Annotated in this window: 21 protein-coding genes and 3 tRNA genes; 18 read left to right on the forward strand and 6 right to left on the reverse strand. The window is 26.6% G+C overall.

The genetic code is table 11. The annotated features are described in order from the left end of the window. Nucleotides 1-166: 166 nt before the first annotated feature. Nucleotides 167-697 carry a helix-turn-helix domain-containing protein gene (locus CSBG_RS02615; RefSeq protein ID WP_008676811.1) on the forward strand — a complete coding sequence of 177 codons (531 nt, stop codon included), beginning with the start codon at nt 167-169 and terminating at the stop codon, nt 695-697. 85 nt (nt 698-782) lie between these two features. On the opposite strand, the gene CSBG_RS02620 is transcribed toward CSBG_RS02615, so the two are convergent. Beyond that, nucleotides 783-2,546: an FtsH/Yme1/Tma family ATP-dependent metallopeptidase gene (locus tag CSBG_RS02620; RefSeq protein ID WP_008676813.1), complete on the reverse strand. Its 1,764-nt coding sequence runs from the start codon at nt 2,544-2,546 to the stop codon at nt 783-785. Nucleotides 2,547-2,770: 224 nt separating this feature from the next. On the opposite strand from CSBG_RS02620, the gene CSBG_RS02625 reads away from it, so the two are divergent. From CSBG_RS02625 to CSBG_RS02645, 6 genes are all read left to right on the forward strand, one after another. Then, nucleotides 2,771-3,214: a hypothetical protein gene (locus CSBG_RS02625; protein ID WP_008676814.1), complete on the forward strand. Its 444-nt coding sequence runs from the start codon at nt 2,771-2,773 to the stop codon at nt 3,212-3,214. Between the two features lie 25 nt (nt 3,215-3,239). Further along, entirely contained in the window at nt 3,240-4,196 is a 957-nt protein-coding gene (locus CSBG_RS02630; RefSeq protein ID WP_008676816.1) for a DUF1232 domain-containing protein, read from the forward strand. Between the two features lie 31 nt (nt 4,197-4,227). Beyond that, nucleotides 4,228-5,178, forward strand: a complete 951-nt coding sequence (locus CSBG_RS02635; protein WP_008676818.1) for a ribonuclease H family protein — start codon at nt 4,228-4,230, stop codon at nt 5,176-5,178. An 88-nt stretch (nt 5,179-5,266) separates the two neighbouring features. Next, nucleotides 5,267-5,440 carry a hypothetical protein gene (locus tag CSBG_RS18180; RefSeq protein ID WP_008676820.1) on the forward strand — a complete coding sequence of 58 codons (174 nt, stop codon included), beginning with the start codon at nt 5,267-5,269 and terminating at the stop codon, nt 5,438-5,440. Between the two features lie 300 nt (nt 5,441-5,740). After that, nucleotides 5,741-7,042 (forward strand): helix-turn-helix transcriptional regulator, encoded by a 1,302-nt coding sequence (locus tag CSBG_RS02640; protein ID WP_008676822.1) that lies wholly within the window; start codon nt 5,741-5,743, stop codon nt 7,040-7,042. Nucleotides 7,043-7,059: 17 nt separating this feature from the next. Further along, nucleotides 7,060-8,319: a helix-turn-helix transcriptional regulator gene (locus CSBG_RS02645; RefSeq protein ID WP_008676824.1), complete on the forward strand. Its 1,260-nt coding sequence runs from the start codon at nt 7,060-7,062 to the stop codon at nt 8,317-8,319. A gap of 371 nt (nt 8,320-8,690) precedes the next feature. On the opposite strand, the gene CSBG_RS02650 is transcribed toward CSBG_RS02645, so the two are convergent. Then, a complete protein-coding gene (locus tag CSBG_RS02650) occupies nt 8,691-10,757 on the reverse strand; it encodes a helix-turn-helix domain-containing protein (RefSeq protein WP_008676826.1) in 2,067 nt (688 codons plus the stop codon). A 178-nt stretch (nt 10,758-10,935) separates the two neighbouring features. On the opposite strand from CSBG_RS02650, the gene clpB reads away from it, so the two are divergent. The 4 genes from clpB (at nt 10,936) to CSBG_RS02670 (ending at nt 14,138) form a co-directional block, all read left to right on the forward strand. After that, nucleotides 10,936-13,530: an ATP-dependent chaperone ClpB gene (gene clpB / locus CSBG_RS02655; protein WP_008676828.1), complete on the forward strand. Its 2,595-nt coding sequence runs from the start codon at nt 10,936-10,938 to the stop codon at nt 13,528-13,530. A 341-nt stretch (nt 13,531-13,871) separates the two neighbouring features. Further along, nucleotides 13,872-13,948 (forward strand) — tRNA-Arg (locus CSBG_RS02660). 6 nt (nt 13,949-13,954) lie between these two features. Next, nucleotides 13,955-14,030 (forward strand) — tRNA-Lys (locus CSBG_RS02665). Between the two features lie 33 nt (nt 14,031-14,063). Next, nucleotides 14,064-14,138, forward strand: a tRNA-Gly gene (locus tag CSBG_RS02670). 43 nt (nt 14,139-14,181) lie between these two features. On the opposite strand, the gene CSBG_RS02675 is transcribed toward CSBG_RS02670, so the two are convergent. The 4 genes from CSBG_RS02675 to CSBG_RS02690 form a co-directional block, all read right to left on the reverse strand. Next, entirely contained in the window at nt 14,182-14,364 is a 183-nt protein-coding gene (locus CSBG_RS02675) for an alpha/beta-type small acid-soluble spore protein (protein ID WP_008676830.1), read from the reverse strand. Nucleotides 14,365-14,403: 39 nt separating this feature from the next. Next, nucleotides 14,404-14,592 carry an alpha/beta-type small acid-soluble spore protein gene (locus CSBG_RS02680; protein WP_008676832.1) on the reverse strand — a complete coding sequence of 63 codons (189 nt, stop codon included), beginning with the start codon at nt 14,590-14,592 and terminating at the stop codon, nt 14,404-14,406. Nucleotides 14,593-14,630: 38 nt separating this feature from the next. Beyond that, nucleotides 14,631-14,819: an alpha/beta-type small acid-soluble spore protein gene (locus CSBG_RS02685; RefSeq protein WP_008676833.1), complete on the reverse strand. Its 189-nt coding sequence runs from the start codon at nt 14,817-14,819 to the stop codon at nt 14,631-14,633. 214 nt (nt 14,820-15,033) lie between these two features. Further along, nucleotides 15,034-15,660, reverse strand: a complete 627-nt coding sequence (locus CSBG_RS02690; RefSeq protein ID WP_008676835.1) for an ECF transporter S component — start codon at nt 15,658-15,660, stop codon at nt 15,034-15,036. 261 nt (nt 15,661-15,921) lie between these two features. Here CSBG_RS02690 and CSBG_RS02695 point away from each other — a divergent pair, with 261 nt between their 5' ends. From CSBG_RS02695 to CSBG_RS02725, 7 genes are all read left to right on the forward strand, one after another. Further along, a complete protein-coding gene (locus CSBG_RS02695) occupies nt 15,922-16,635 on the forward strand; it encodes an ABC transporter ATP-binding protein (protein WP_008676837.1) in 714 nt (237 codons plus the stop codon). Beyond that, on the forward strand, nt 16,628-18,229 hold the full coding sequence (locus CSBG_RS02700; protein ID WP_008676839.1) for an ABC transporter permease: 1,602 nt from the start codon (nt 16,628-16,630) through the stop codon (nt 18,227-18,229). Before CSBG_RS02695 ends, CSBG_RS02700 begins: the two co-directional genes overlap by 8 nt. Before the next feature lie 146 nt (nt 18,230-18,375). Further along, entirely contained in the window at nt 18,376-18,765 is a 390-nt protein-coding gene (locus CSBG_RS02705) for a GntR family transcriptional regulator (RefSeq protein ID WP_008676841.1), read from the forward strand. Nucleotides 18,766-18,767: 2 nt separating this feature from the next. After that, nucleotides 18,768-19,898 (forward strand): DUF5808 domain-containing protein, encoded by a 1,131-nt coding sequence (locus CSBG_RS02710; RefSeq protein ID WP_008676842.1) that lies wholly within the window; start codon nt 18,768-18,770, stop codon nt 19,896-19,898. A gap of 40 nt (nt 19,899-19,938) precedes the next feature. After that, a complete protein-coding gene (locus tag CSBG_RS02715; RefSeq protein ID WP_242825263.1) occupies nt 19,939-21,009 on the forward strand; it encodes a DUF5808 domain-containing protein in 1,071 nt (356 codons plus the stop codon). A gap of 21 nt (nt 21,010-21,030) precedes the next feature. Beyond that, nucleotides 21,031-21,831, forward strand: a complete 801-nt coding sequence (locus CSBG_RS02720) for a YhfC family intramembrane metalloprotease (RefSeq protein WP_008676844.1) — start codon at nt 21,031-21,033, stop codon at nt 21,829-21,831. 208 nt (nt 21,832-22,039) lie between these two features. Next, complete coding sequence (locus CSBG_RS02725) at nt 22,040-22,504, forward strand: GNAT family N-acetyltransferase (protein ID WP_008676845.1); 465 nt, start codon at nt 22,040-22,042, stop codon at nt 22,502-22,504. The last annotated feature ends 85 nt before the right edge of the window (nt 22,505-22,589 follow it).

The following is a 22,589-nucleotide window of genomic DNA, read 5'->3' on the forward strand; positions in this document are numbered from 1 at the left end:
ATGAATTAAATTTAGAAACTAAGTAATATTGCTTAGTTTTTTTATTTGTAATAAGTTTGATTTTTTAGGAACATTTCTAAAAAAATATGATATAATATAATTAAGTAGTAAAAAATATTTTAGTAATAAACAAATATAGATTAATAAAATAAAAGGGGAAATGAAAATGAATTATTTAGATTTATATTTACAAAGGAATAATAGTAAGAGATATGATATATATAAAAAGACTGGAGTTAGTCAACAATTACTTTCAACTCATACAAATAAGAAAATAGAAAAGTATTCTAATAAGATAATAATGGCTTTAGCTGAAGCTTTAAATAAAACTCCAGGTACTGTATTGGATGAACTTATAGCTTTAGAAAAGGAAAATCCAGCATTTGAAGCATTTAATCCATCGGAATTATTAATTGGATTAGAATATAAATACGATATTATAATTATAAAAGGAGCTTATTGTAATGAAATATATAAGCTAATGAAAGGACAACTTTCAGAAACCGAAAGTATGGGATTCGAGCTAGGTAGTGCTGGAGGCGCAACTGTTCTTGCTTATGCAATTAATATGGTTAGAGACTTGTTTAGTAATTCAGATAAGGTTCAAAAAGAAATAGAAAGAAAAATAATATCATATAAATTAGTAGAAGCAAGCCAAGAACAATTAACTTTAAAATTAAAACAGCTTGACTATTAAAAATTGAAAAGTAGAAATCAAGAAAATAATGAGGGATAGTCAATAGGGTTGCTTTTATACAAAACTAATGACTATCCTTTAAAATCTAAAAATTTTCGGTACTTAATTTTTTATTAAATATACTGTATATTTCTTTTTCATCTAATGTTTCTTCATCTATAAGATTCATGGCTATTTTATTTAGAATTTCTTTATTTTCTTTAAGTAATTCTAAAGTTTCTCCATATAGTGAATTAACAAGCTCTCTACATTCCTCAACTACTGGATTTCCATAGCTATTTGAAAGTGGGCCAAGGCTAGATAGTTTTAATAGACCTAGTGTTTTCCCCATACCATATTCTGAAATCATGGACATTGCCATTTCAGTTGTTTGACTTAGGTCACCTTGGGCTCCAGTTGAAATTTTATCTTGTCCAAATATAATTTCTTCTGCGGCTCTTCCGCCAAGGAGTACCATGATTCTATTTTTCAGATAGTCTAATCTTTGATAAGAACTATCTTTAGGTATAGTTAATGTATATCCTCCAGCACCCTTAGTTGTTGGAATAATAGTTATTTTTGAAACTTTATCTTCAGGTGTTTTTATTAATGAAACAAGAGCATGTCCAGCTTCATGGTATGAAGTTAATAGCATATCTTCTTCAAGATAATGGCTTCTTTCTTTCTTCTCATAACCAGCAAGAACAATAGAATATGCTTTGTTTATATGATCTTGTGTCAGTAATCTAGAATTTTCTTTAGCTGCAATAATTGCAGCTTCATTAATTAAATTTTCTAATTTTGCACCTGAAAAATAAGCTGTCTTTTTAGCTATATCTTTTAAGTCAAGATTATTGTAAGGCTTATTTTCTAAATGCAATGATATTATTTTTTCTCTTGCACTTATATCAGGTAACGAAACTTCTATATGTCTATCAAATCTACCAGGTCTTAATAAAGCTGAATCAAGAGTATCTAATCTATTAGTTGCAGCTATAACAACTATTCCTTCTTGTTCACCAAAGCCTGACATTTCAGTTAATAGAGCATTTAAAGTTTGATCTCTTTCATCATTTCCACTAGAAGCGCTTGAACCACCTCTTTTTTTGCCTATTGCATCTATTTCATCTATAAATATAACAGCTTTACCTTGAGCTTTTGCCTTTTTAAATAAATTTCTAATCCTAGCAGCTCCCACCCCTACATAAACTTGTACGAAGTCTGATCCACTTAATGCGTAGAATGGAACTTTAGCTTCACCTGCTACTGCTTTAGCAAGTAATGTTTTACCTGTACCTGGAGAACCATAAAGGATAACTCCTTTAGGCATTCTAGCACCATAATCTTTATACTTTTGAGGATTTTTAAGAAAATCTACTATATCCATAAGACTTTCTTTTGCTTCTTCATTACCAGCTACATAGTCAAAGTTTAGAGCATTTTGATCTTCTGAAAAATCTTTAACATCTAAATTAGTCATACTTGATGTTCCAAGTTTTCTTTTATTAATAGTTACAAAAACAATTGAAATAATTGATATTAAAAGAATACTTGAAGCAACTGTTTTTGTAGGACTTGTACTATTTTGATCTAGTACTTCTATATTGTTTTTTAATAACTCCTCTTTCAAAGTAGGACTATCAGGATTGTTTGTTGAATATTTTGATCCGTCTTTCAAGAATACAGTTAAATTAGAGTTATTAGTAACAATAACCTTAGAAATATTATTACTAGTTATATCTTCTAAAAAACTTGAATATTGTTTAGTATGGTTAGCTTTGGAGCCAAAACTTATGTATCCTAAAACTAATGTAGATATAATAGCAGTAACTATTGGTATCCAAATTATATTTTTCTTTATTTTGTTCATCATTACCTCCTAAATAGAAGATGGATTTTTAAGAATATTGTAACATTTTAAAATATTTAGTCTACTTAAAATCATATATTTTTCCAATGTAAGTATTGGTGCATTTGTAAAATTAAAAAGATATCTTTTAAAACTTTTACAAATGGAGTATACTTTAAGTTAAATAATTGACTAATTAGACTAATATCTTTAAAAAGTAATATAGCAAGGAGAGATTTGAAAAAATGCTTAGCTCAACTGTATTAACAGCAGAAGATATTATTGAGATAATTAATTTAAAAGGAGAAGAAAAAGGAATAGAGGTAACCCATGTAGAAATTACTAAAGGAATAGAGTTCATAGGGAAAATTAGATCAAAAATAAACTCGACTTTTAGGGGCGTTGTATATATAAAAAGTTTTTCTGAAAATAAAATAATATTAGAAACTCAAAAGTTAAATATAACTAGCTTAGGGTTATTAAAGGGAGCAAGTAATATAATATTAAAAGCTGTTGTCAAAATGCTTGGAGAAGATTATATAAATATAAAAGATAATAATATAATCATTGATTTAGCAAAGATAAATAGTGAAGCTATTTTATATAATACATCTATAAGTGATGTATATATTAAGGACAAGGCTTTATATATAATTGGGACAAACTTAGACATGTACTTAAATGCATAAATAACTTGTATAATAGGAGGTAATTATGAATATATCAGGGGTAAAGGTTTCATTAACAGGAGAAGACTTATTAAGTATTATAAATGATTTCGTAAAGGTAGAAGGATTAAATTTAGCTAAGATTGAAATCGGTGAGGAAATAAAATTATTTGGGAGCTACGTTAAAGGCTTTAAAATAGATTTTATTGCTGGGTTAAGAGTTAAAAGAGTTGAAAATGGAGTTATTCATGGAGAAGTTTCTTCATTTAAAATAGCAAAAATTAAGGTGTTCTCTTTATTTAGAAAAATGGCATTAAAATATACTCTTAAATCATTAGAAGAAAAGGGTATAAACTATGAAGATGGAAAAGTTGTTATAAATTTAAAAAGTTTATTAAGAGATGTACCATATGTAGATTTAGATATTGCAGATATACATATTAAGCAAAATATATTAAATGTAGATGTAACAAATATAAATATTTCTTTAGAGGGGGCAATAACAAAAGAAGAGCCAGAAGCTATTGAGGCTGAAGAGGTTATTGAAGAAATTAATGAAAACATAGAAAAGGTTAAAGATTGTTATAGTAATGGAAGAGGGTATTTAGAAAATAAGTTACCTCAAAAAATAAAGACTTATAGTGATTATTTATTTATAATACCTGATATGGCGGCTTTATTATATAGACTATTAAAGGATAAGAGAGTACCAGTAAGGACTAAGTTAATAATATCAGGAGCAATTGCATATATTGCATTTCCAACGGATATAATACCAGATAATATTCCTTTCATAGGAAAAGTGGATGAGATAGCAGTGGCGTTTTTTGCACTTGATAGGATTATTGCTGATGTTTCAATTAATGTAATATTGGAAAATTGGGAAGGAAAAAATGATATTGTTTTGGTTATTAAAAATATAATAGAATATGTTACCAACTTTACTGGTGCAAGAAATGTGGAAAAAGTTTATAATTTTGTGGAAGAAGTCATGTCATTATAAAAAATTATTTATATATTAAGGAGCATAGAGTATGGGCAAAAAAGTTTATGCAATAAAAGAAGGATTTAATTTTACTACTAATGAAAAGGTAGAAAATATAATCGTTAATACATGGGCCGAATGTTTGAAATATGTAAAGGGTGTTAAAGGGGCAAAATATAAGAGCTTTGAAGATATAAATGAAGCTAAAAAGTTCCTAGAAGAAGGTAGCAAGCTATTAAAAAAGGGAATAGATAAATACCCAGAAGATTGCTTGCATATATATGTTGATGGGAGCTATAGCATAAGTACTGAGAAGTATTCTTATGGATTAGTTGCTGTCAGAGATAATATTGTAGAGTATATAGAATCTTCAGCTGCAAAGGATAATACTAAAAGTAATATTAGACAAATTGCAGGAGAGTTGGAAGCGGCAATAAAAGGCGTCGAATATGCAATAAGAAATAATGATAAGAAAGTGGTTATATTCCACGATTATGAAGGTATTGCACATCATGCTACTGGATTTTGGGAAAGAAGAGAAGAGTCATCTATTAATTACTATAATAAAATGAATGAATTAATTAAAAGTGGAATAGAAGTTATTTTCGTAAAAGTTGATAGCCATACAGGAGATTTATTTAATGAAATTGCTGATGAAAAATGTAAGCAAGAGTTATCAATTGTTTCAGATAGGGTAGTTGATAAATGGCTAGATAAAAATGAATTATATGTAGCTAGTAACAAAATTAAAAAAGAAATTTTAGAAATTGTTAATGGAAAAGAAGGTAAAATAATAGTTGTAGGAAATAGTGAAGAGGATGTAGCTATATCACTTGATTCATGTAATAGTGAAGGTTCTACTAATGAAAATTGTACTAATGGAGAAAATGAAAGTATAAAGATAATAGATCAGTTAAAGATATTTATGAAAAAAATATCTTTAGAAAATCAATTAGATGTATTAAAATATGCGGAGTATTTATATAATAAACAAAAATAATATAGATTCCATAATTTTCATAGAGTAAAGATAACAATATTACTAATAATAAATATATCTAATCAAAATATTTATAGAGGTGATTATTATGGCAAAGATGATGAGAAGTATGGCAGCTGGTGCAATGCTAGGAATGGCAGTAAGCGCTATGGTTTTACCACAACTAGATAGAAGAACACAAAAGAATATAAAAAGAGCTAGTAAGAGAGCAATGCATATGGCTGGCGATGCATATGAAACAATAATGGATTATATTAAGTAAAAGAGTAGTAAATCTACTCTTTTTTGTTGTTATTATTAAAATAGTACTATAATTTATGCAATTTTAATAACAATATTTTGAATTTTTTATAGTATTTTAGATATATTTAATGATATAATAAATAAAAAATGAAAAAATATTCTAAATTTGATTATAAAATTTATAATTTGACGAAAAAAATCTAATTCGGAGAGTAGCTTATAACAATTACTATTTAAATTGGTTAAATTATGATATAATTGAATAAAAAACAAAAAATGAAAAAATATTAATTTATAGTAATGAAAAGGAAGAGTGTTGATGGAAATTCTTGCATTAGGGGAAAAAATAAAGAGGAAAAGAAAAGAATTAGATATGACTCTTAAAGATTTAGCTGGAGATAGGATAACCCCTGGACAAATAAGCTTAGTAGAATCAGGGAGATCTAATCCCTCTATGGATTTATTAGAATACTTAGCAGGTGCATTACAAACCTCAGTTGAGTATTTAATGGAGTCAGAAGAAACTCAGGCTGAAAAAATTAGTATTTACTATGAACAAGTTGCTGAATCCTATATTTTATCAGGAGATTATATAACAGGAGAAAAGTACATAGAAAATGCTTTATATTATGTAGAGAAATATAATTTAGAATATAGAAAGGCGAAAATACTATATCTAAGAGCTCAAATATACATGGCTAAGGACGAATTAACTTTAGCACAGCAATTTTTCTTATCATCAAACGTAATATTTATTAAGAATAATAATTATGAAGAAATTATAAATACCTTTTTGAATTTGGGTAAAATAACATTAATGTTGAAAGCATATCATTCTGCAAATAGTTATTTAAGACAAGCTGAAAAGGTCTACTTAGATAATAGTATTGGAAATGATTCATTACTTGGAGAGATATACTACTATATGGCGAGATCTTATTTTAAAACTGAAGATATTGGAAAGGCCATAGATTATTCATTTTTGGCAAAAAGTAAATTTGAGCAAGTTCACAATAGAGAAGAATATGCGAAAACTTTACTATTAATATCTGAAGAATATAATAAAAAGGGAGATTTAACTAACGCCATTAAATATTCTCAAAAAACTTTAGAAGTATATAAAGAGTTAGATGAATTGAATAATATATCTGAAATAGAGAATAATTTAGGCAAGTTATTTTATGAATTTGAAAATATAGAAGAATCTTTTAAACATTATGAAATATCTAAAGATATAAGAATGAGAAGAAAAGACTACAAAATAGTTGATACTCTAATAAATATATGCGAGAACTATATTAAGTTAAAGAATATTTCTAAGTGTGAGGAAGTTCTAGAAGAAATTGCTTCATATATAGAAGAAGAGGATATGGAGAAATTAATAGATTTAAATATATTATGGTATCGAATTTATACAATAAAGGAAATGACTAAAGAAGCGGAATATATTTTATTAGATACCTATAAGTTATCTAGGACGAGCAACTTAAAGAAGAAATCAGCTCAATTAGCAATTATGATAGGAAAATTTTATATAGATAATAAAAGAGATTTTGAAGCAGCTAAATATTTAGATGAAGGAGTTAATATTTTTAAGGAAATAGGAATACTTAAAAATTAACTCAAGCGGGGGTTTAAATGGAAATATTATCAACTGGAGAAAAAATTAAAAGAGCAAGGGTATATCAAGGGATAACTTTAAAAGAATTATGTGGGGATAAAGTATCCATATCAAAAATGAGCTGCATTGAGAATGGAAAAATAAAGGCAGATAAAGATATTCTAGAGTATATATCTAATAAGCTTAAAATTGATTATGACTATTTAGTTAGAGATGTAGAAGAACAAATAGTTAGTAATCTTGAATTAATTAGAAATAATTCAATACCAGAAGATGAAATAGATGATGTAATAAACCATAACTTAAATTATGCTTTAGAATATTCCTATGATGATTTAGCTTTCGAACTTATGCATATACTGTTTAATTTTTATGTAGAGAGGAATAAGGTTGAAAATATACAAATCATAATATCTCAATATTATGATTTATATCAAAAAAATAATACTCGTGAGAATACAATAACTTACTACATAGATATGGCTACTTTTTTTTATAGTATTAAAGAGTACAATGAAGCAGTAAATTATTATAGTAGAGCAAGAGATCTGATAAAAAATTCTGAAAAGTTCGATAAAGAGAAATATTCATATATTTGCTATAAAGAAGGAAAATCTTATGAGAAATTAGGATTATTAGAAGAAACATATAGTTCTATAAAAGAGGCAATAGAGTACATAAATTATATAGATAATGATATGGAAAAGGGTGACATATATCATTGCTTTGCTTCTGTATGTATTAGATTAAAGAAAAATGATGCAGATAAATATATAAAATTAGCTTATAAATATCAAAAGGAAAATGTAATGATTTTGGCTTTAGCAAAAGGAAAAAATGGAGAAAGCTATTTTTATGTAAATGAAAGAGAAAAGGCTATTAAGGAAATTAAAGAGGGAATAGATTTATTTCCAACTGATAATAAAGTGAAGTATGTTAAGTTTCTAAATAAATGTATAAGAACCCTTTATAATAATGAAGAGTATGATACAGCATATGAAATTACTGATACAACATTAAATTTGGCTATTGATACAAATGATATAGTATTAATAGAAGATGCTTATTATTTAAAAGGAATGATACTTCAAAAGAAGGGATTATATATTCAAGCAGAAATGTATATGAATTTATCTTTGGATTCTTTATTTAAGTTTGCAAATAAAGAAAAAAGGTATGAAAGATATTTGGACATGGCAGAAATGTATTATAAGTTAGGAGAGGTGAAAGACTCTTTAAAATATTTTACTTTAGCCATGAAAATGGAAAAAGAATAAATAAAAGGTATATTAGTACCTTTTATTTATTCTTTTTTATTTAAATATTAACTTTACTTATTATAATGAATATAAAATTCAAAAACGATGTTCATTTCATGTATAGTTTATTTGGATGGATGTAAAATTGCTGTTAGCATACTTAATATTGAGTATTTTGATAATATACCAGGCATAAAGAATAAGCCTCTCATTAAATAATCAATCCTTTCTAAACTTTTTAGTTTATTATTATAATATAAATTATAGTTTAATATAAATATAAAAGCATTGACTTAAGTGTGGATATTTAAGTACATTTAGGTTATTAAAAGTTAAATGAGCAAATTAAAAAAGTACAAAGAAACCTTAAAATTTGGTTTCTTTGTACTTTATTTAATGTTTTTTATTAAAATTAGCTTAGCGGCATAACCTCTAAGTTCAGTAATTATATTCAATATTGTATTTTTCTTTGAATATTTAAATTCTATCTTAGGAAAAGATGCCTTGTGTAAAATTTCCTTTTCTTCTTTATTGAGTCTATCAGGAGAACCCATGGATAACCAATAGTTATAAGAAGAGCCAACTCTTTCACTAATTTCATAAGTAATTATTCTAGATGATTTTTTGATATTTTCAATATTTAAAGAAATTTTTCTTTTATAAATTTTTCTTTTACCACGTTTAGTAAATATATCTTCAAAGTTCTGCATATCATTTAATTCATCATTGTATGAGTATAATAAAATGCAATATTCATCATCTTTTTTAGTTACGATATAGCCATTTTCCATTGCAACTATCTCATTTCCTAATTTACTAAGAAGGTAGTATGCATAATAGGATGGTTTTCTAATTCCCATATCATTAACAAGACCAGGAGCACCTATAAATACTTCATTTGTCAAACTTATCTCTTTTTCTAAAACATCAAAAGCTCTTAAGAAACTTAGAGAGTTTTTATTAAAAAGAGTATTATGAATTATATATGGAAGCATGTAAGCAGTATCATAAATTTTATTTAAACTTTTATCACATATAAAGTCATTTTCAATAACATCTAAATTATATTCTTCATCTAAAAAAGATTTTAATGATTTTTTTATATCTTCAGATATAATTGGCGTAAATTGAAATTTAAATTCAGATACATCAATATAATCTATCTCTGAAAAATATTCAAAAAAACTAGTTAATACTTGCTTGTATTTATCAAAAGTAAAATTAGTATTGTCAATTAGTATAAGTGGCTTTAAACTTATATAATCTAAAAATTCTATTACACTTTTAGCTTTATTCCAATTATAAAAGTCAGCTTTAGGGAATACCCCCATATCACTATTAAACATATTTTCAAGCCTAACATAATTAAAATGAAGCTCCTCTTGAATTTCTTCAAGAATATCTTTATTATCTTCTAATAATAAATCAAAGGCATCATCTAAGTTTATAACTTCACTATAATCCTTGTTAAATTCTCCAAGGCTATCATCCATGTTTACATGAATTTTCCATAGTTTATTTTCATAATTAAATCGTTCATAATCATCTAATTCAGAAGATAAATATTCTAGAGCATCTTCAAGATTTAATATTTCTATGTTTTTAATTGCCTCTAGTTCTTTTTCAGTTAATTTATTCTTCTTTCTATATTGAAGTGGAGTACAACCATAATAATTTTTAAAGTTTTTATTTAAATATCTTACATGTGAAAATCCAACCTCATCTGATATATCCGAGATACTCAAATCACTATCCAATAAAAGTTTAACTGATTCCTCAACTCTAGTTTGATTAACTAAATCAGTGAAACTATAACCAGTTGCATATTTAATCTCATGAGATAGGTAATGAGGACTTAAAAATTCTTTTTTAGCAATTTCTTGTAAAGTAATATTACTATCATAATTATTGAATATATATTTAGATATTCTGTGATATCTAGCTAGTTGTTCAGTTTTCTCTTTTAATTCTTCTTTTTCATAAGTTAAGTAATGGAAGTTATTTATAAGATGATATAATAAATCTATTAAAATTGATTCAATTTCCTTATCATAATCATCAATCTTTTGGACAGCCTCACATAAAAGTTTAGCTAGAAAATTTCTGAGTAAATCATATTCTTCACCTTCTTGAGCTCCATCATCAGTAGAGTTTGTATAGAAAAATATATTGTTTATATCTTTATAGTATTTTTCAAAAAAGTATGGATCTATATGAAATATTAGCACTTTATTATCTTCATCACTGTAGATTCTGTGAGACTCATCAACATTTATTATTTCTAATTCCTTTTCAAGGACTTCAAAGGAATCAGTATCTATAGTAACATTAATACTTCCACGTAAGACATATAATATTTCAATTGAATTATGCCAATGTATAGGATATTCTCTTATATTTGCATAAGTTATTTTAATTGGAGTATCTGCAGGGTAACTCACATATTCTCTTCTCATAAAATCACCTCTTTTCTAATAAAAATAAGTTATAATTTAATTATAGTATATTTACAGATAAATAGAAAATTTTAAAAAAATAAAAATAAACTTTGACTTTCTTTGACTTTTGTATTATTATATGAATATAGGTTATATTAAATATGTTTAAATTAGTAAATATGAGGAGGAGTGAAGCATGAATATAGATAAAATGACATTAAGAGTACAAGAAGCATTAAATAATGCTAGCTTAGTAGCAGTTAAATATAATCATCAACAAGTAGAATTAATACATCTATTTTCCGCTTTAGTTGAGCAAGAGGATGGATTAATTCCAAATATATTAACTAAAATGGGGATAAGAGTTAAATCATTAGATGAAGATGTGAATAAAGTATTAGATAATAAGCCAAAAGTTTTAGGTGAAGGTGCTAACTCCTCTGGGGTTTATGCTACTAGGCAAATTGAAGAAGTCTTAGTTAAGGCTGAAGATATAGCTAAAAAATTTGAGGATTCTTATATAAGTGTAGAGCATTTAATGCTTGCAATAATTGAAGTAGATAAAAATGGAGAAGTTAAAAAATTATTAGATAAATATAATATAAATAAGAAGAATTTCATGGAAGTCCTAAAAGAAGTAAGAGGAAATCAAAGAGTAGAGACACAAGATCCAGAAGGAACATATGATGCATTAGGTAAATATGGAACCAATCTTACAGACCTAGCTAAAAAACATAAGCTTGATCCTGTTATAGGAAGAGATGATGAAATTAGAAGAACTATTAGAATACTTTCAAGAAGAACAAAAAATAATCCAGTATTAATTGGAGAACCAGGCGTTGGTAAGACTGCAATTGTAGAAGGATTGGCAGAAAGAATAGTTAGAGGGGATGTCCCAGAAGGATTAAAAGATAAAGTGATTTTTTCATTAGATATGGGATCACTTATTGCTGGAGCTAAATATAGAGGTGAATTTGAAGAAAGATTAAAAGCTGTATTAAAAGAAGTTCAAAGTAGCGAAGGTAGAATAATCCTATTTATAGATGAAATTCATACTATAGTTGGTGCAGGAAAAACTGATGGAGCTATGGATGCAGGTAATTTAATAAAGCCACTACTAGCAAGAGGAGAGCTTCATTGTATAGGCGCTACAACTTTTGATGAATATAGACAATATATAGAAAAGGATAAAGCACTGGAAAGAAGATTCCAGCCTGTAGTTGTAGAAGAACCTACAGTAGAAGATGCTATATCTATACTAAGAGGGTTAAAAGAAAGATTTGAAATTCATCATGGTGTAAGAATACATGATACTGCTTTAATAGCAGCAGCAAAACTATCTCATAGATATATTCAAGATAGATATTTACCAGATAAAGCTATAGATTTAATCGATGAAGCTGGTGCTATGATAAGAACAGAGATAGACTCATTACCAACAGAATTAGATAACATAAGAAGAAAGCAATTCCAATTAGAAATTGAAAAAGAGGCTTTAACTAAGGAAAGTGATGAAGGCTCTAAGAAAAAGCTAGTAGCATTAGAAAAAGAAATAGCAGAATTAAAAGCTAAAAATGATGAAATGACAGCAAAATTTGAAAAGGAAAAGGGAGCAATAGTTAAATTAAGAGATTTAAAATCTAAATTAGATGATGCAAGGGGAGATTTAGAGGCTGCTCAAAGAAATTATGACTATAACAAGGCAGCAGAAATTCAATATAGTGTAATTCCAGCATTAGAAGAAGAAATTAAACAAAAGGAAGTAGATGTAAAAGAAAACTATGAAGGAGCTCTTTTAAAAGAAGAAGTAACAGAAGAGGAAGTTTCAAAGATTCTTTCTAAGTGGACTGGAATTCCAGTTACTAACTTATTAGAAGGAGAAAGAGAAAAGCTTCTAAGATTAGAAAGTGAAATGCAAGGAAGAGTAATTGGCCAAGAAGAGGCTATAACAGCTGTTTCCAATGCGATATTAAGAGCAAGAGCAGGATTGAAAGATGTAAATAAACCAATTGGTTCATTTATCTTTTTAGGTCCTACAGGAGTTGGTAAAACAGAACTTGCAAAAACTTTAGCAAGAAACTTATTTGATTCTGAAGAAAATATAATAAGAATTGATATGTCTGAGTATATGGAAAAGCATTCTGTATCTAGATTAGTTGGAGCGCCTCCAGGATATGTAGGATATGATGAAGGAGGTCAACTTACTGAAGCAGTAAGAAGGAATCCATATAGTGTAATATTATTTGATGAAATTGAAAAGGCACATGAAGATGTATTTAATATATTCTTACAAATCTTAGATGATGGTAGGTTAACAGATAATAAAGGTAAAACTGTTGATTTTAAAAATACAATAATAATTATGACATCAAATATAGGAAGTAGCTATCTTTTAGAAAATAAAAATGAAGATGTAGTTGACGATAATATAAGAGCTCAGGTTATGAATGAAATGAAGTTAAGATTTAAACCAGAGTTTTTAAATAGAGTAGATGATATAATTATGTTTAAGCCATTATCAGAAAATGGAATCAAGAAGATAATAGATATATTCTTAAAAGAAGTTTCAAGTAGATTAAAGGATAAAAATATTACTTTAGAAGTAACAGATGAAGCAAAGACAATTATGGCAAAAGAAGGTTATGATCCAGTATATGGAGCAAGACCTTTAAAGAGATATATACAAAATAGTCTAGAAAATAATTTAGCAAGAAAAATTATAAAAGGTGAAATTGGATATGGATCTAATGTAGTTGTTGATGCAAATGGAGAAGAAATAGTAATTAAGTGATAATATAAAGGCTAAGATAAATAGATATGTTCCTGTAGGATAATGGAAAAACTACTATGATAAGAGTTTTAGTTAACTCCATGTGCTCAGATAATTAAGTAACTCTGAGTCTTAGTAGTTCTTCCTTCAGCGAGTACTTTTAATTGCTCGCTACATGCTTACTACACATATCTATTTATCTTCGCCAACTTATATTTCTTATTTATAATAATGGTGAAAAAATTTTTTAGTGAAAGAGTGAAAATTCACTTTGAACTATTCACTAAAAAATTGCAAAGTAATTAAAAAAGTTGTTGACAAAATCCGACCTTTTGCGTTATTATATACAACGTAGCAAATACGCGTGTTTAGCTCAGCTGGATAGAGCAACGCCCTTCTAAGGCGTGGGCCAGGAGTTCGAATCTCTTAACACGCACCAAGCTTTGGTTTACTAGCTCAATCGGTAGAGCACTTGACTTTTAATCAAGGTGTACCGGGTTCGATTCCCGGGTAAGCCACCACATTAAGTTCATTGATAAAATGAGCTTTTTTGTGCGGAAGTGGCTCAATGGTAGAGCGTCACCTTGCCAAGGTGAATGTTGCGGGTTCGAGTCCCGTCTTTCGCTCCATAAAAAAGAGAAGTGTTGAACACTTCTCTTTTTTTTATTTTAACTACTTAATTTTTGATTCGTATTGTTCAACCATTCTCTTAACCATTTCTCCACCAACGCTACCGCATTGTTTAGAAGTAAGGTTTCCATTATAGTCTGAGAAAGGTACTCCCATTTCATTAGCTACTTCATTTTTGAATTTAGCTAATCCTTGCTTAGCTTCTGGAACTAATTTTTGTGCCATAATAAATCCCTCCGTAATTCTATATTATAATAAAATATATTATTTAATTTTTGATTCGTATTGTTCAACCATTCTCTTAACCATTTCTCCACCAACGCTACCGCATTGTTTAGAAGTAAGGTCTCCATTATAGTCTGAGAAAGGTACTCCCATTTCGTTAGCTACTTCATTTTTGAATTTAGCTAATCCTTGTTTAGCTTCTGGAACTAGTTGTCTATTACTTGCCATAATAAATCCCTCCTTGCAAATATATCAGATTAAAGTTTTTACTTTAATCCAGATTCGTATTGTTCAACCATTCTCTTGACCATTTCTCCACCAACGCTACCGCATTGTTTAGAAGTAAGGTCTCCATTATAGTCTGAGAAAGGTACTCCCATTTCGTTAGCTACTTCATTTTTGAATTTAGCTAATCCTTGTTTAGCTTCTGGAATTAGTTGTCTATTACTTGCCATAATAAATCCCTCCTTGAAAACATATAAAACTTTTTATTAAGTTTTCTTTTTACAAAGCTTGTTTGACTTTGTACTACTATATTGCGTAAATTTAAAAATAATAAACTATAAAATTTAATACATTAAAGGAAAGGTAATCTTAATAAAGAATATAATGGTACAAACTATAAAAAAAGGTTATTTGAAAATGTTTTTCAAATAACCTTATATAATCTTAACTATTTCTCTTTTGCATTTTAAAAATTGCTATAATAACTGGAATTGCAACTAGTGCAGATAAAGCTGCCTCTGCCATACCATTAGTACCTATTATAGATAAGAGTGCAACTGTAACTGTGCTTCTTGAACCAGCTGAAATTGTTCCATTTTCAATAAGAATTGATGCATAATCCTTAAAATAAATTAAGTATATGCTTCCAAGAACTCCAATCGTATTGGTTAAAGATCCGCAAATAGCAGCAATACCTATAGATAGTTTCTTATTTTTAAGTTTTCTTTTTAAAATTCTATACACATAATAGGATATTACCCCTATCAGTACTCTAGGCAGTATAGAAATTATTGGGTTATAGAAAAATGGAGACATTGGAGTTGGAGCAGTTATGTTTTGATATATTGAGAAAATCCCAAATATGAATCCAATCGAAGCTCCAACTATTGGACCCTCAATTATAGCTCCAATTATTACAGGTAAATGTAAAATTGTTAATTTAAAAAGTGGTAATGGTATAAAACCAAGACCTGTTACTCCTAAGAATAAACAAATACCCGATAGCATTGCAATTACTACCATTTTCCTTACGTTTTGACGAGAGTTTCCCATCCCTCTAGCATTTAACATTTTAATTCCTCCGTTCTTATTCCTTACAGGATATAATTCGACAAAAAATGAATTTTTGCATTAAGTTCGGTTTCTTAAGAATACCGACCAATATTATTTTACCATATAAGAAAAAACTGTAAAGTAAAATATTATATCAATAATAAATGAATATTTTAAGCTGATATTTATAAAATTTAATATAAAAATTGAAAAGGTATTGTCAACTTATTATACTTGTTATAGTATATATATAACAAGTATAATAAGAGAGGTAATAATATGTTAGAAATAATCAATTTTTCAAAGTCATATAAAAATGGAAAAAGAGCTGTAAACAATGTATCAATCAAAGTTAACAGTGGAGAAATATTTGCATTTATTGGTCATAATGGAGCAGGTAAAACTACAACTATAAAGGCTATTGTAGGGATTTTAGAGTTTGATGAGGGGGATATATTAATTGATGGTGATTCAATTAATATTGATCCTATTAAGTGTAAGAGAAAAATAGCATATATACCTGATAATCCAGATATTTATGAGGCCTTAACAGGAATTCAATATTTAAATTTTATAGCAGATATATATAAGGTTTCAAAAGAAGAAAGAGAGAGACTAATAAAGTTATATTCAGAAAAGTTTGAGCTAACGTCAGCTCTTGGAGATTTAATATCATCATATTCTCATGGAATGAAGCAAAAGTTAGTTATAATATCAGCACTACTTCATAGGCCTAAGCTTTTAATTTTAGATGAACCATTTGTTGGATTAGATCCTAAAGCATCTCATATTCTAAAAGAAGAAATGAAGAAGCTTTGTAGTGAAGGCGTTGCAATATTTTTCTCAACTCATGTTCTAGAAGTAGCAGAAAAATTATGTGATAAGGTAGCCATAATAAAAGATGGAAATATAGTATCTCAAGGTAAGATGGATGAAGTTAAAGGAAATAGTTCATTAGAAGATATATTTATGGAGTTGATAGATAATGAGTAATTTATGGAGTTTATTTAAGACAACGTTTATTAATTCTATAGGAATTAATAAGATATTTAAAGAAAAATCAAAAGGTGATAGAATTAGGAATATATCTATAGCAGCAATAATATTAATTTCTGTAATAGCAGTTGAAGTTATTGCTATAGAATACTCTAAGTTATTAGCTAATGGATTAGAAATCATGAGATTTATTGATTTACTTTTAGTTATGAGCTTTATTTTAAGTGTAATGATGATATTCTTTACTTCAATATATAAATCTCAAGGAATATTATTTTCTTCAAAAGATTATGATTTGCTTATGAGTCTACCTATTAAGAGAAGCACTGTTTTAATTAATAAGATGATCCAGTTAATAGGAATAAATTACTTATTTTTACTATTTGTATTTTTACCCCCAGCTTTTGTTTATTTTAGTAAGGTTGAATTATCTTATATATTTTTTATATATTTATTTTTAGTATTTTTAGTATTGCCATTAATCCCTATTGTAGTATCATCTATTATAGCATTTATAATTAGTTATATATCTTCAAGAGTGAAGCATAAAAATTTAATTATAAATTCTGTTACATTATTATTCATTTTATTAATAATGTTTGCTTCTTTTAAAAGTGGAGACTTAGTTGAGAAGTTAATAATCAATAGTAGCTCATTAAGTTCTGGAATATTAAAGTTATATCCTCCAGCAATATATGGCGTTAATGCTTTAATAAATTTAGATTTTAAAGACTTAGCAATATTTATAACTATTTCAATTTTAATTTTTTCAATATTTGTTTTTGTGTTTAATAAGTCATTTAAAATTATAAATTCAAAACTGCAAGAGAGCTTTAGTAAATCTGATTATAAGATAGATAAAATGAATATATCATCACCAATAATTGCGTTGATTAAAAAGGAAGCAAAGAGATATTTCGCTTCACCTATATATGTATTAAATACGATTATAGGTCCGGTATTACTATTGATAGCAGCAATATCAACTTTGTTTATGGGAAAAGATATTTTGTTTAAGATTATGGAAATTGAAGTAATTGATAGTATTATACCTTTATTTATTATTGCTTTTGTATGTGGAATTTTATCTCTGTCTTGTACAACAAATTCTTCTATATCAATGGAAGGGAAAAATTTATGGATACTAAAGTCTAGTCCAATAAAAGTAATAGATATATTTAAGGGAAAAATAATATTAAATTTGATATTAATACTACCAGCAGCATTGATAAGTGATATTATTTTCTTTTATTCAATAAATTTATCACTAATTGAATTAGTCTGGTTAATTATAATAACAATATTATATTCTTTTATTATATCAATAATGGGAATAGTAATTAATAATTTCTTCCCTAATTTAAATTGGACTTCAGAAACTACTGTAGTGAAGCAAAGTATCAGTGTAATAATTCACATTATTGCTTCAGTAATAATTATTGGACTTCCTATACTATTATTTATAACTTTAGAAGTGTCAAATATAGTTTTATTTAGTACACTTGTAATTTTATATCTAATTTTAATTTTAATTGGATTGTTAATTATTTTAAATACAGTTAGTATAAAACTATTTAATAAATTAAATTAAAATGAACTGACAATTGCTTGGTAAATCAATTGTCAGTTCATTATCTACATTATTTCAGATTTATCAGGTATTATAAGTGTACAGCTGATATAGAAGATTAGTCTTAATGAAATTGAACAAAGTATAAGTAAAAACGAGGTGATAAAGTGATCTTAAGAATAGATTTTGACTCGGAGACTCCAATATATGTGCAAATAAAGAATCAAGTTATTGAAGGAATTGCTAAATCAGAAATTGAAATAGGGGAAGAGTTACCTTCAGTAAGAGCATTGGCAGAAGATATAGGGGTAAATATGCACACTGTTAATAAGGCATATAATATGCTTAAGGATGAAGGATATATTAAAATTGATAGAAGAAAAGGCGCAGTGGTTTCATTAAATTTAAATCAATCAATTGAAAAATTTAGAGAGGATTTGGATGAAAATTTATATTTTTATATGGCTCAGTGTTTTAATAGAAATATAAGTAAGGATGAAATTAAGTTATATATAGATAAAGTGTTTTTAGATTTCAATAATAAGGAGAATAGTTAACTATGGATATGATAATTGTTGTTTCTATGACTATTGTTATAAGTTTAATTTCATTTTTTAGTGGTTTATATGTTAATAGATTATCTAATAATGGAATTATATTCGGTGTGAGAGTTCCTAGAGAATATGAAAAGGATAGTGATATTTTAAAATTAGAAAATCAATATAAAAAGTTTTACTTAATCTTTAACATACCTATTATTTTAATAATTAATATTATAGTAATTTTATATCCTAAAATATCCTTATTTACTTTATTAACTTTATTGTTAGTAGTAGTTACAAATATTCCGATTTTTGTATATTGGAAAAAGATGAGTAGACTAAAAGAAGAAAAGGGATGGAGAAAATTAGGTAAGAACGTAGTTGTTGTAGATACATCTATAAGAAAACCTAAGAAGAAGGAAGACTTTGTAGGTGTAAGAAGTAAAACTTATTTATTACTATTAATTATTCCAATAATAACATTTATACTGACTCTATTATCATATAAAAATGTTCCAGAGCTATTTCCAATTCATTATAATGCTCAAGGTGTTGCAGATAGTTTTGTAGAGAAAAGTGGATTTCGAGGTTTCTTTTATTTAGCTTTATTTCCAGTTTTAATTCAAGTAGGAATGATTTTATTTTTACTTGCTATGAACAAATTTGCTGTTAATGGAAAGAGTGAAATAAATGGTGGGACTTTAGAAGAAATAAAAAAACAAAGAAGAATATTTAAAAGATTTAATTCTATATTTTTATTTATTATTACATTAGAAATTACTATATTATTTGCGTTAATACAATTTTGCACTTTGTATGGATGGAGCATCAATAAAGTAAATATAATTAGCTTAACAGTTATCTTTATTACTGTAATTGTTTTTTTAGTAATAAGTTATAAGATAGGACAAGGTGGAAAAAATATAAAAATTAAAAAGATTGATGAGGAAATCTATAGAGATGATGATAAACATTGGCTATTAGGGAACTTTTATTATAATAAAAATGATCCAAGTATATTTGTAGAAAAAAGAATAGGTATTGGCTGGGATGTTAATTTAGGAAATCCAATAGGAATGATTATTATGATATTACCTATAATTCTAGTATTAGTAGCAATTATATGCTTGGCTATAAGAGGAATATAATAAGATACAGATAGGAGGTGTATTTATTTTGCAAAGCCTTATGATTATATTAATTTCAAATATAGTTATAATAACTATGGTTCTTTTATCATATTATTTGAATAATACTTCTAATAAGGGGATATATTTTGGAGTTAGAATTCCTAAAAAGTATCAGGAGACAAGTGAAATAAAAGCCTTAGATAAAGATTATAGAAGAAAGGTGCTTTATATATTTGGTATTTATTTTACGATAAATAATATAATTATGATTTTGAATTTTAGAGCTAGTGAAGCTATATTATCAATGATAATGACAATATCATTAATAGGTGCTCTTTTAATTTATATTATTATATTTGGCATTTACTATAAAATTATAAAGAAGTTAAAAGAAAAGAATAATTGGAATTATAAAACTAATAATGTTGTTGTTGTTGATACTACATTAAGAAAACCAAAGAGAAATGAAAGATATAAACCATTAAATGATAATCTTTTCTTAGTACCAATATTAATTTCTATTATAATTTTAGTATTAACCATACAAAGAAGTGAATATATTTTAAATATAAATTCTTATAGTGTTTATAAAATTCCTATATATCAAGTTGTAATGTGCTTAGTTATGTTTTTGCTAACGAAAATAACTTTAACTTCAAAAGTTGATTTAAATAGTGGAAATATAGAAACAGCTGTGAAAAGAAAGAAAAAATTTAAAAGGTTAATTTCTATATTCTTATTTATAACAGAGTTAGAAATGGTTGCATTATACTCAGTGATACAGTTAGGAATAATTTATAATTTGTATACTAAATCATTAGAGAATTTTATTAATGGTTTTATATCTATTAGTATGATTTTATTCATAATAATATTTATATTAATAGGTCAAGGCGGACGGAATATAGAAGAAGAAAATGAAGGGGATGACCTATACAAGAATGATGATGATAAATGGATATGGGGAATGTTTTATTATAATAAGAATGATCCAGCTTGGATGGTAGAAAAAAGGGTTGGAATAGGTTATACAATTAATTTTGCAAATAAAAAAGCATCAATATCATTAGTTTTATTTATATTATTAATAATTATATTTGCTGTATATGATGTAAAGTTTAATATTTAAATTTATAAAGGGGGATTAATTATGGTTAGTAGCTTATCAATTATTTTTATGGTATTTAGCTTTCTTGTGAGTGTGTTGTTACCTATAGTAGGGGTTATATTTTTAAAAAGGAAATATAATGTAAGTTTAAAAGTATTCTTTATAGGTGCAGCAGCATTTTTTATTTCTGTACAAATCTTGGAAGCTCCAATACATTCATATTTTTTGAAGTTAAATAGTACTACATCAGAATTTTTATTAAGTACACCAATAGCGTATATGCTATATGGAGGCCTTATGGCTGGAATATTTGAAGAAACAGCAAGACTTATATCTTTTAAATTTATAATAAAAGATAGGGACTTAATGAGTGGTGTAACATATGGACTTGGACACGGTGGAATAGAAGCTATTTTAATTGGCGGAATAAGTAGTATAAATTCTATAGTTTATTCTACTTTAATTAATAAAGGTGGCTTTCAATCTATAATGGAGGGATTAATGATACCAAAGGAAGTTATAAGTGCTACTTATGATCAATTTGTAAATAGTAGCTCCATTATGTGGGCTATGCCTGGAATTGAAAGAATTTTTGCCATGATGATTCATATATCATTATCAGTTATAATTTTGTATGCAGTGAAAGAAAGAAAATATATCTATTATGTATTAGCCATATTAATTCATGCTGTAATAAATTTTCCGGTAGCTCTATATCAAGTTGGTGCCATAAAAAATATATTTATTGTTGAAGGAATTCTATTTATAACTGTATTAATTTTAGTACTATATATATTTAAAATTTTTATAAAAAAATTCAATGATTATAATGAAATATTATAAAAAAACCTTTATAATGTTAATAAATTAGTAAATCAATAAATCTTATAAAGGATATTAATAGTTGCTTATTTCCTTTCATTTAATCTTAAGTGGATATATATAATTTTGAGTTGACTTTGAAGTGAAGTGACGAAATAAGCAAAATTATATATATCTATTTTTTTATAGAGATTTATTAGTTTATTTAGATAAATAAGGGGGCATGTTTATGAAGAACATTTTAATAAGAAAAGCTAGGAATGGAGATGAAGTAGAAGTACTAAATTTGGTAAAAGAGGTACTGAATCTTTATGGTTTAGATCTAAATCCAGAAGTAGAGGATTTAGATATAACTGATATATCTAAATATTATATTCAAAATAATGGGGATTTTGAAGTTATAGAGTGTAATGGAGCCATAATAGGAACATATGGTATTTATAAGATAAATGATGAAACTTGTGAATTAAGAAAGATGTATCTAAAGAAAGATTTTCAAGGAATGGGGCTTGGAAATATAATGATAGAAAACTCTTTTAAAATTGCTAAGTTACTCAATTATAAAAAAATTACTTTGCAAACTAATTCAGCTTTATATAAGGCTATAAAACTTTATAAAAAGTATGGATTTGAAGATTTTAATGAAGAAGTATGTGATAGATGTGATATAGCTATGATAAAGGAAATAGCTTAAAATAAATATTGACGATTTAATATATTATTAATTTAAATTATGTATAGTATTAATAGAAACATATATAGTTAGAGAAGAGGGGAAT

Origin of the sequence: Clostridium sp. 7_2_43FAA (assembly GCF_000158375.2) — a bacterium.
In the GTDB taxonomy this organism is placed as follows: Bacteria; Bacillota; Clostridia; order Clostridiales; family Clostridiaceae; genus Clostridium; species Clostridium tertium.

Excerpts from the sequence above, each read along its gene's own strand:
- CSBG_RS02615 (WP_008676811.1), top strand. The coding sequence starts at position 167 with ATGAATTATTTAGATTTATATTTACAAAGGAATAATAGTAAGAGATAT.
- CSBG_RS02620 (WP_008676813.1), bottom strand. The coding sequence starts at position 2,546 with ATGAACAAAATAAAGAAAAATATAATTTGGATACCAATAGTTACTGCT.
- CSBG_RS02625 (WP_008676814.1), top strand. The coding sequence starts at position 2,771 with ATGCTTAGCTCAACTGTATTAACAGCAGAAGATATTATTGAGATAATT.
- CSBG_RS02630 (WP_008676816.1), top strand. The coding sequence starts at position 3,240 with ATGAATATATCAGGGGTAAAGGTTTCATTAACAGGAGAAGACTTATTA.
- CSBG_RS02635 (WP_008676818.1), top strand. The coding sequence starts at position 4,228 with ATGGGCAAAAAAGTTTATGCAATAAAAGAAGGATTTAATTTTACTACT.
- CSBG_RS18180 (WP_008676820.1), top strand. The coding sequence starts at position 5,267 with ATGGCAAAGATGATGAGAAGTATGGCAGCTGGTGCAATGCTAGGAATG.
- CSBG_RS02640 (WP_008676822.1), top strand. The coding sequence starts at position 5,741 with ATGGAAATTCTTGCATTAGGGGAAAAAATAAAGAGGAAAAGAAAAGAA.
- CSBG_RS02645 (WP_008676824.1), top strand. The coding sequence starts at position 7,060 with ATGGAAATATTATCAACTGGAGAAAAAATTAAAAGAGCAAGGGTATAT.
- CSBG_RS02650 (WP_008676826.1), bottom strand. The coding sequence starts at position 10,757 with ATGAGAAGAGAATATGTGAGTTACCCTGCAGATACTCCAATTAAAATA.
- clpB (WP_008676828.1), top strand. The coding sequence starts at position 10,936 with ATGAATATAGATAAAATGACATTAAGAGTACAAGAAGCATTAAATAAT.
- CSBG_RS02675 (WP_008676830.1), bottom strand. The coding sequence starts at position 14,364 with ATGGCACAAAAATTAGTTCCAGAAGCTAAGCAAGGATTAGCTAAATTC.
- CSBG_RS02680 (WP_008676832.1), bottom strand. The coding sequence starts at position 14,592 with ATGGCAAGTAATAGACAACTAGTTCCAGAAGCTAAACAAGGATTAGCT.
- CSBG_RS02685 (WP_008676833.1), bottom strand. The coding sequence starts at position 14,819 with ATGGCAAGTAATAGACAACTAATTCCAGAAGCTAAACAAGGATTAGCT.
- CSBG_RS02690 (WP_008676835.1), bottom strand. The coding sequence starts at position 15,660 with ATGTTAAATGCTAGAGGGATGGGAAACTCTCGTCAAAACGTAAGGAAA.
- CSBG_RS02695 (WP_008676837.1), top strand. The coding sequence starts at position 15,922 with ATGTTAGAAATAATCAATTTTTCAAAGTCATATAAAAATGGAAAAAGA.
- CSBG_RS02700 (WP_008676839.1), top strand. The coding sequence starts at position 16,628 with ATGAGTAATTTATGGAGTTTATTTAAGACAACGTTTATTAATTCTATA.
- CSBG_RS02710 (WP_008676842.1), top strand. The coding sequence starts at position 18,768 with ATGGATATGATAATTGTTGTTTCTATGACTATTGTTATAAGTTTAATT.
- CSBG_RS02715 (WP_242825263.1), top strand. The coding sequence starts at position 19,939 with ATGATTATATTAATTTCAAATATAGTTATAATAACTATGGTTCTTTTA.
- CSBG_RS02720 (WP_008676844.1), top strand. The coding sequence starts at position 21,031 with ATGGTTAGTAGCTTATCAATTATTTTTATGGTATTTAGCTTTCTTGTG.
- CSBG_RS02725 (WP_008676845.1), top strand. The coding sequence starts at position 22,040 with ATGAAGAACATTTTAATAAGAAAAGCTAGGAATGGAGATGAAGTAGAA.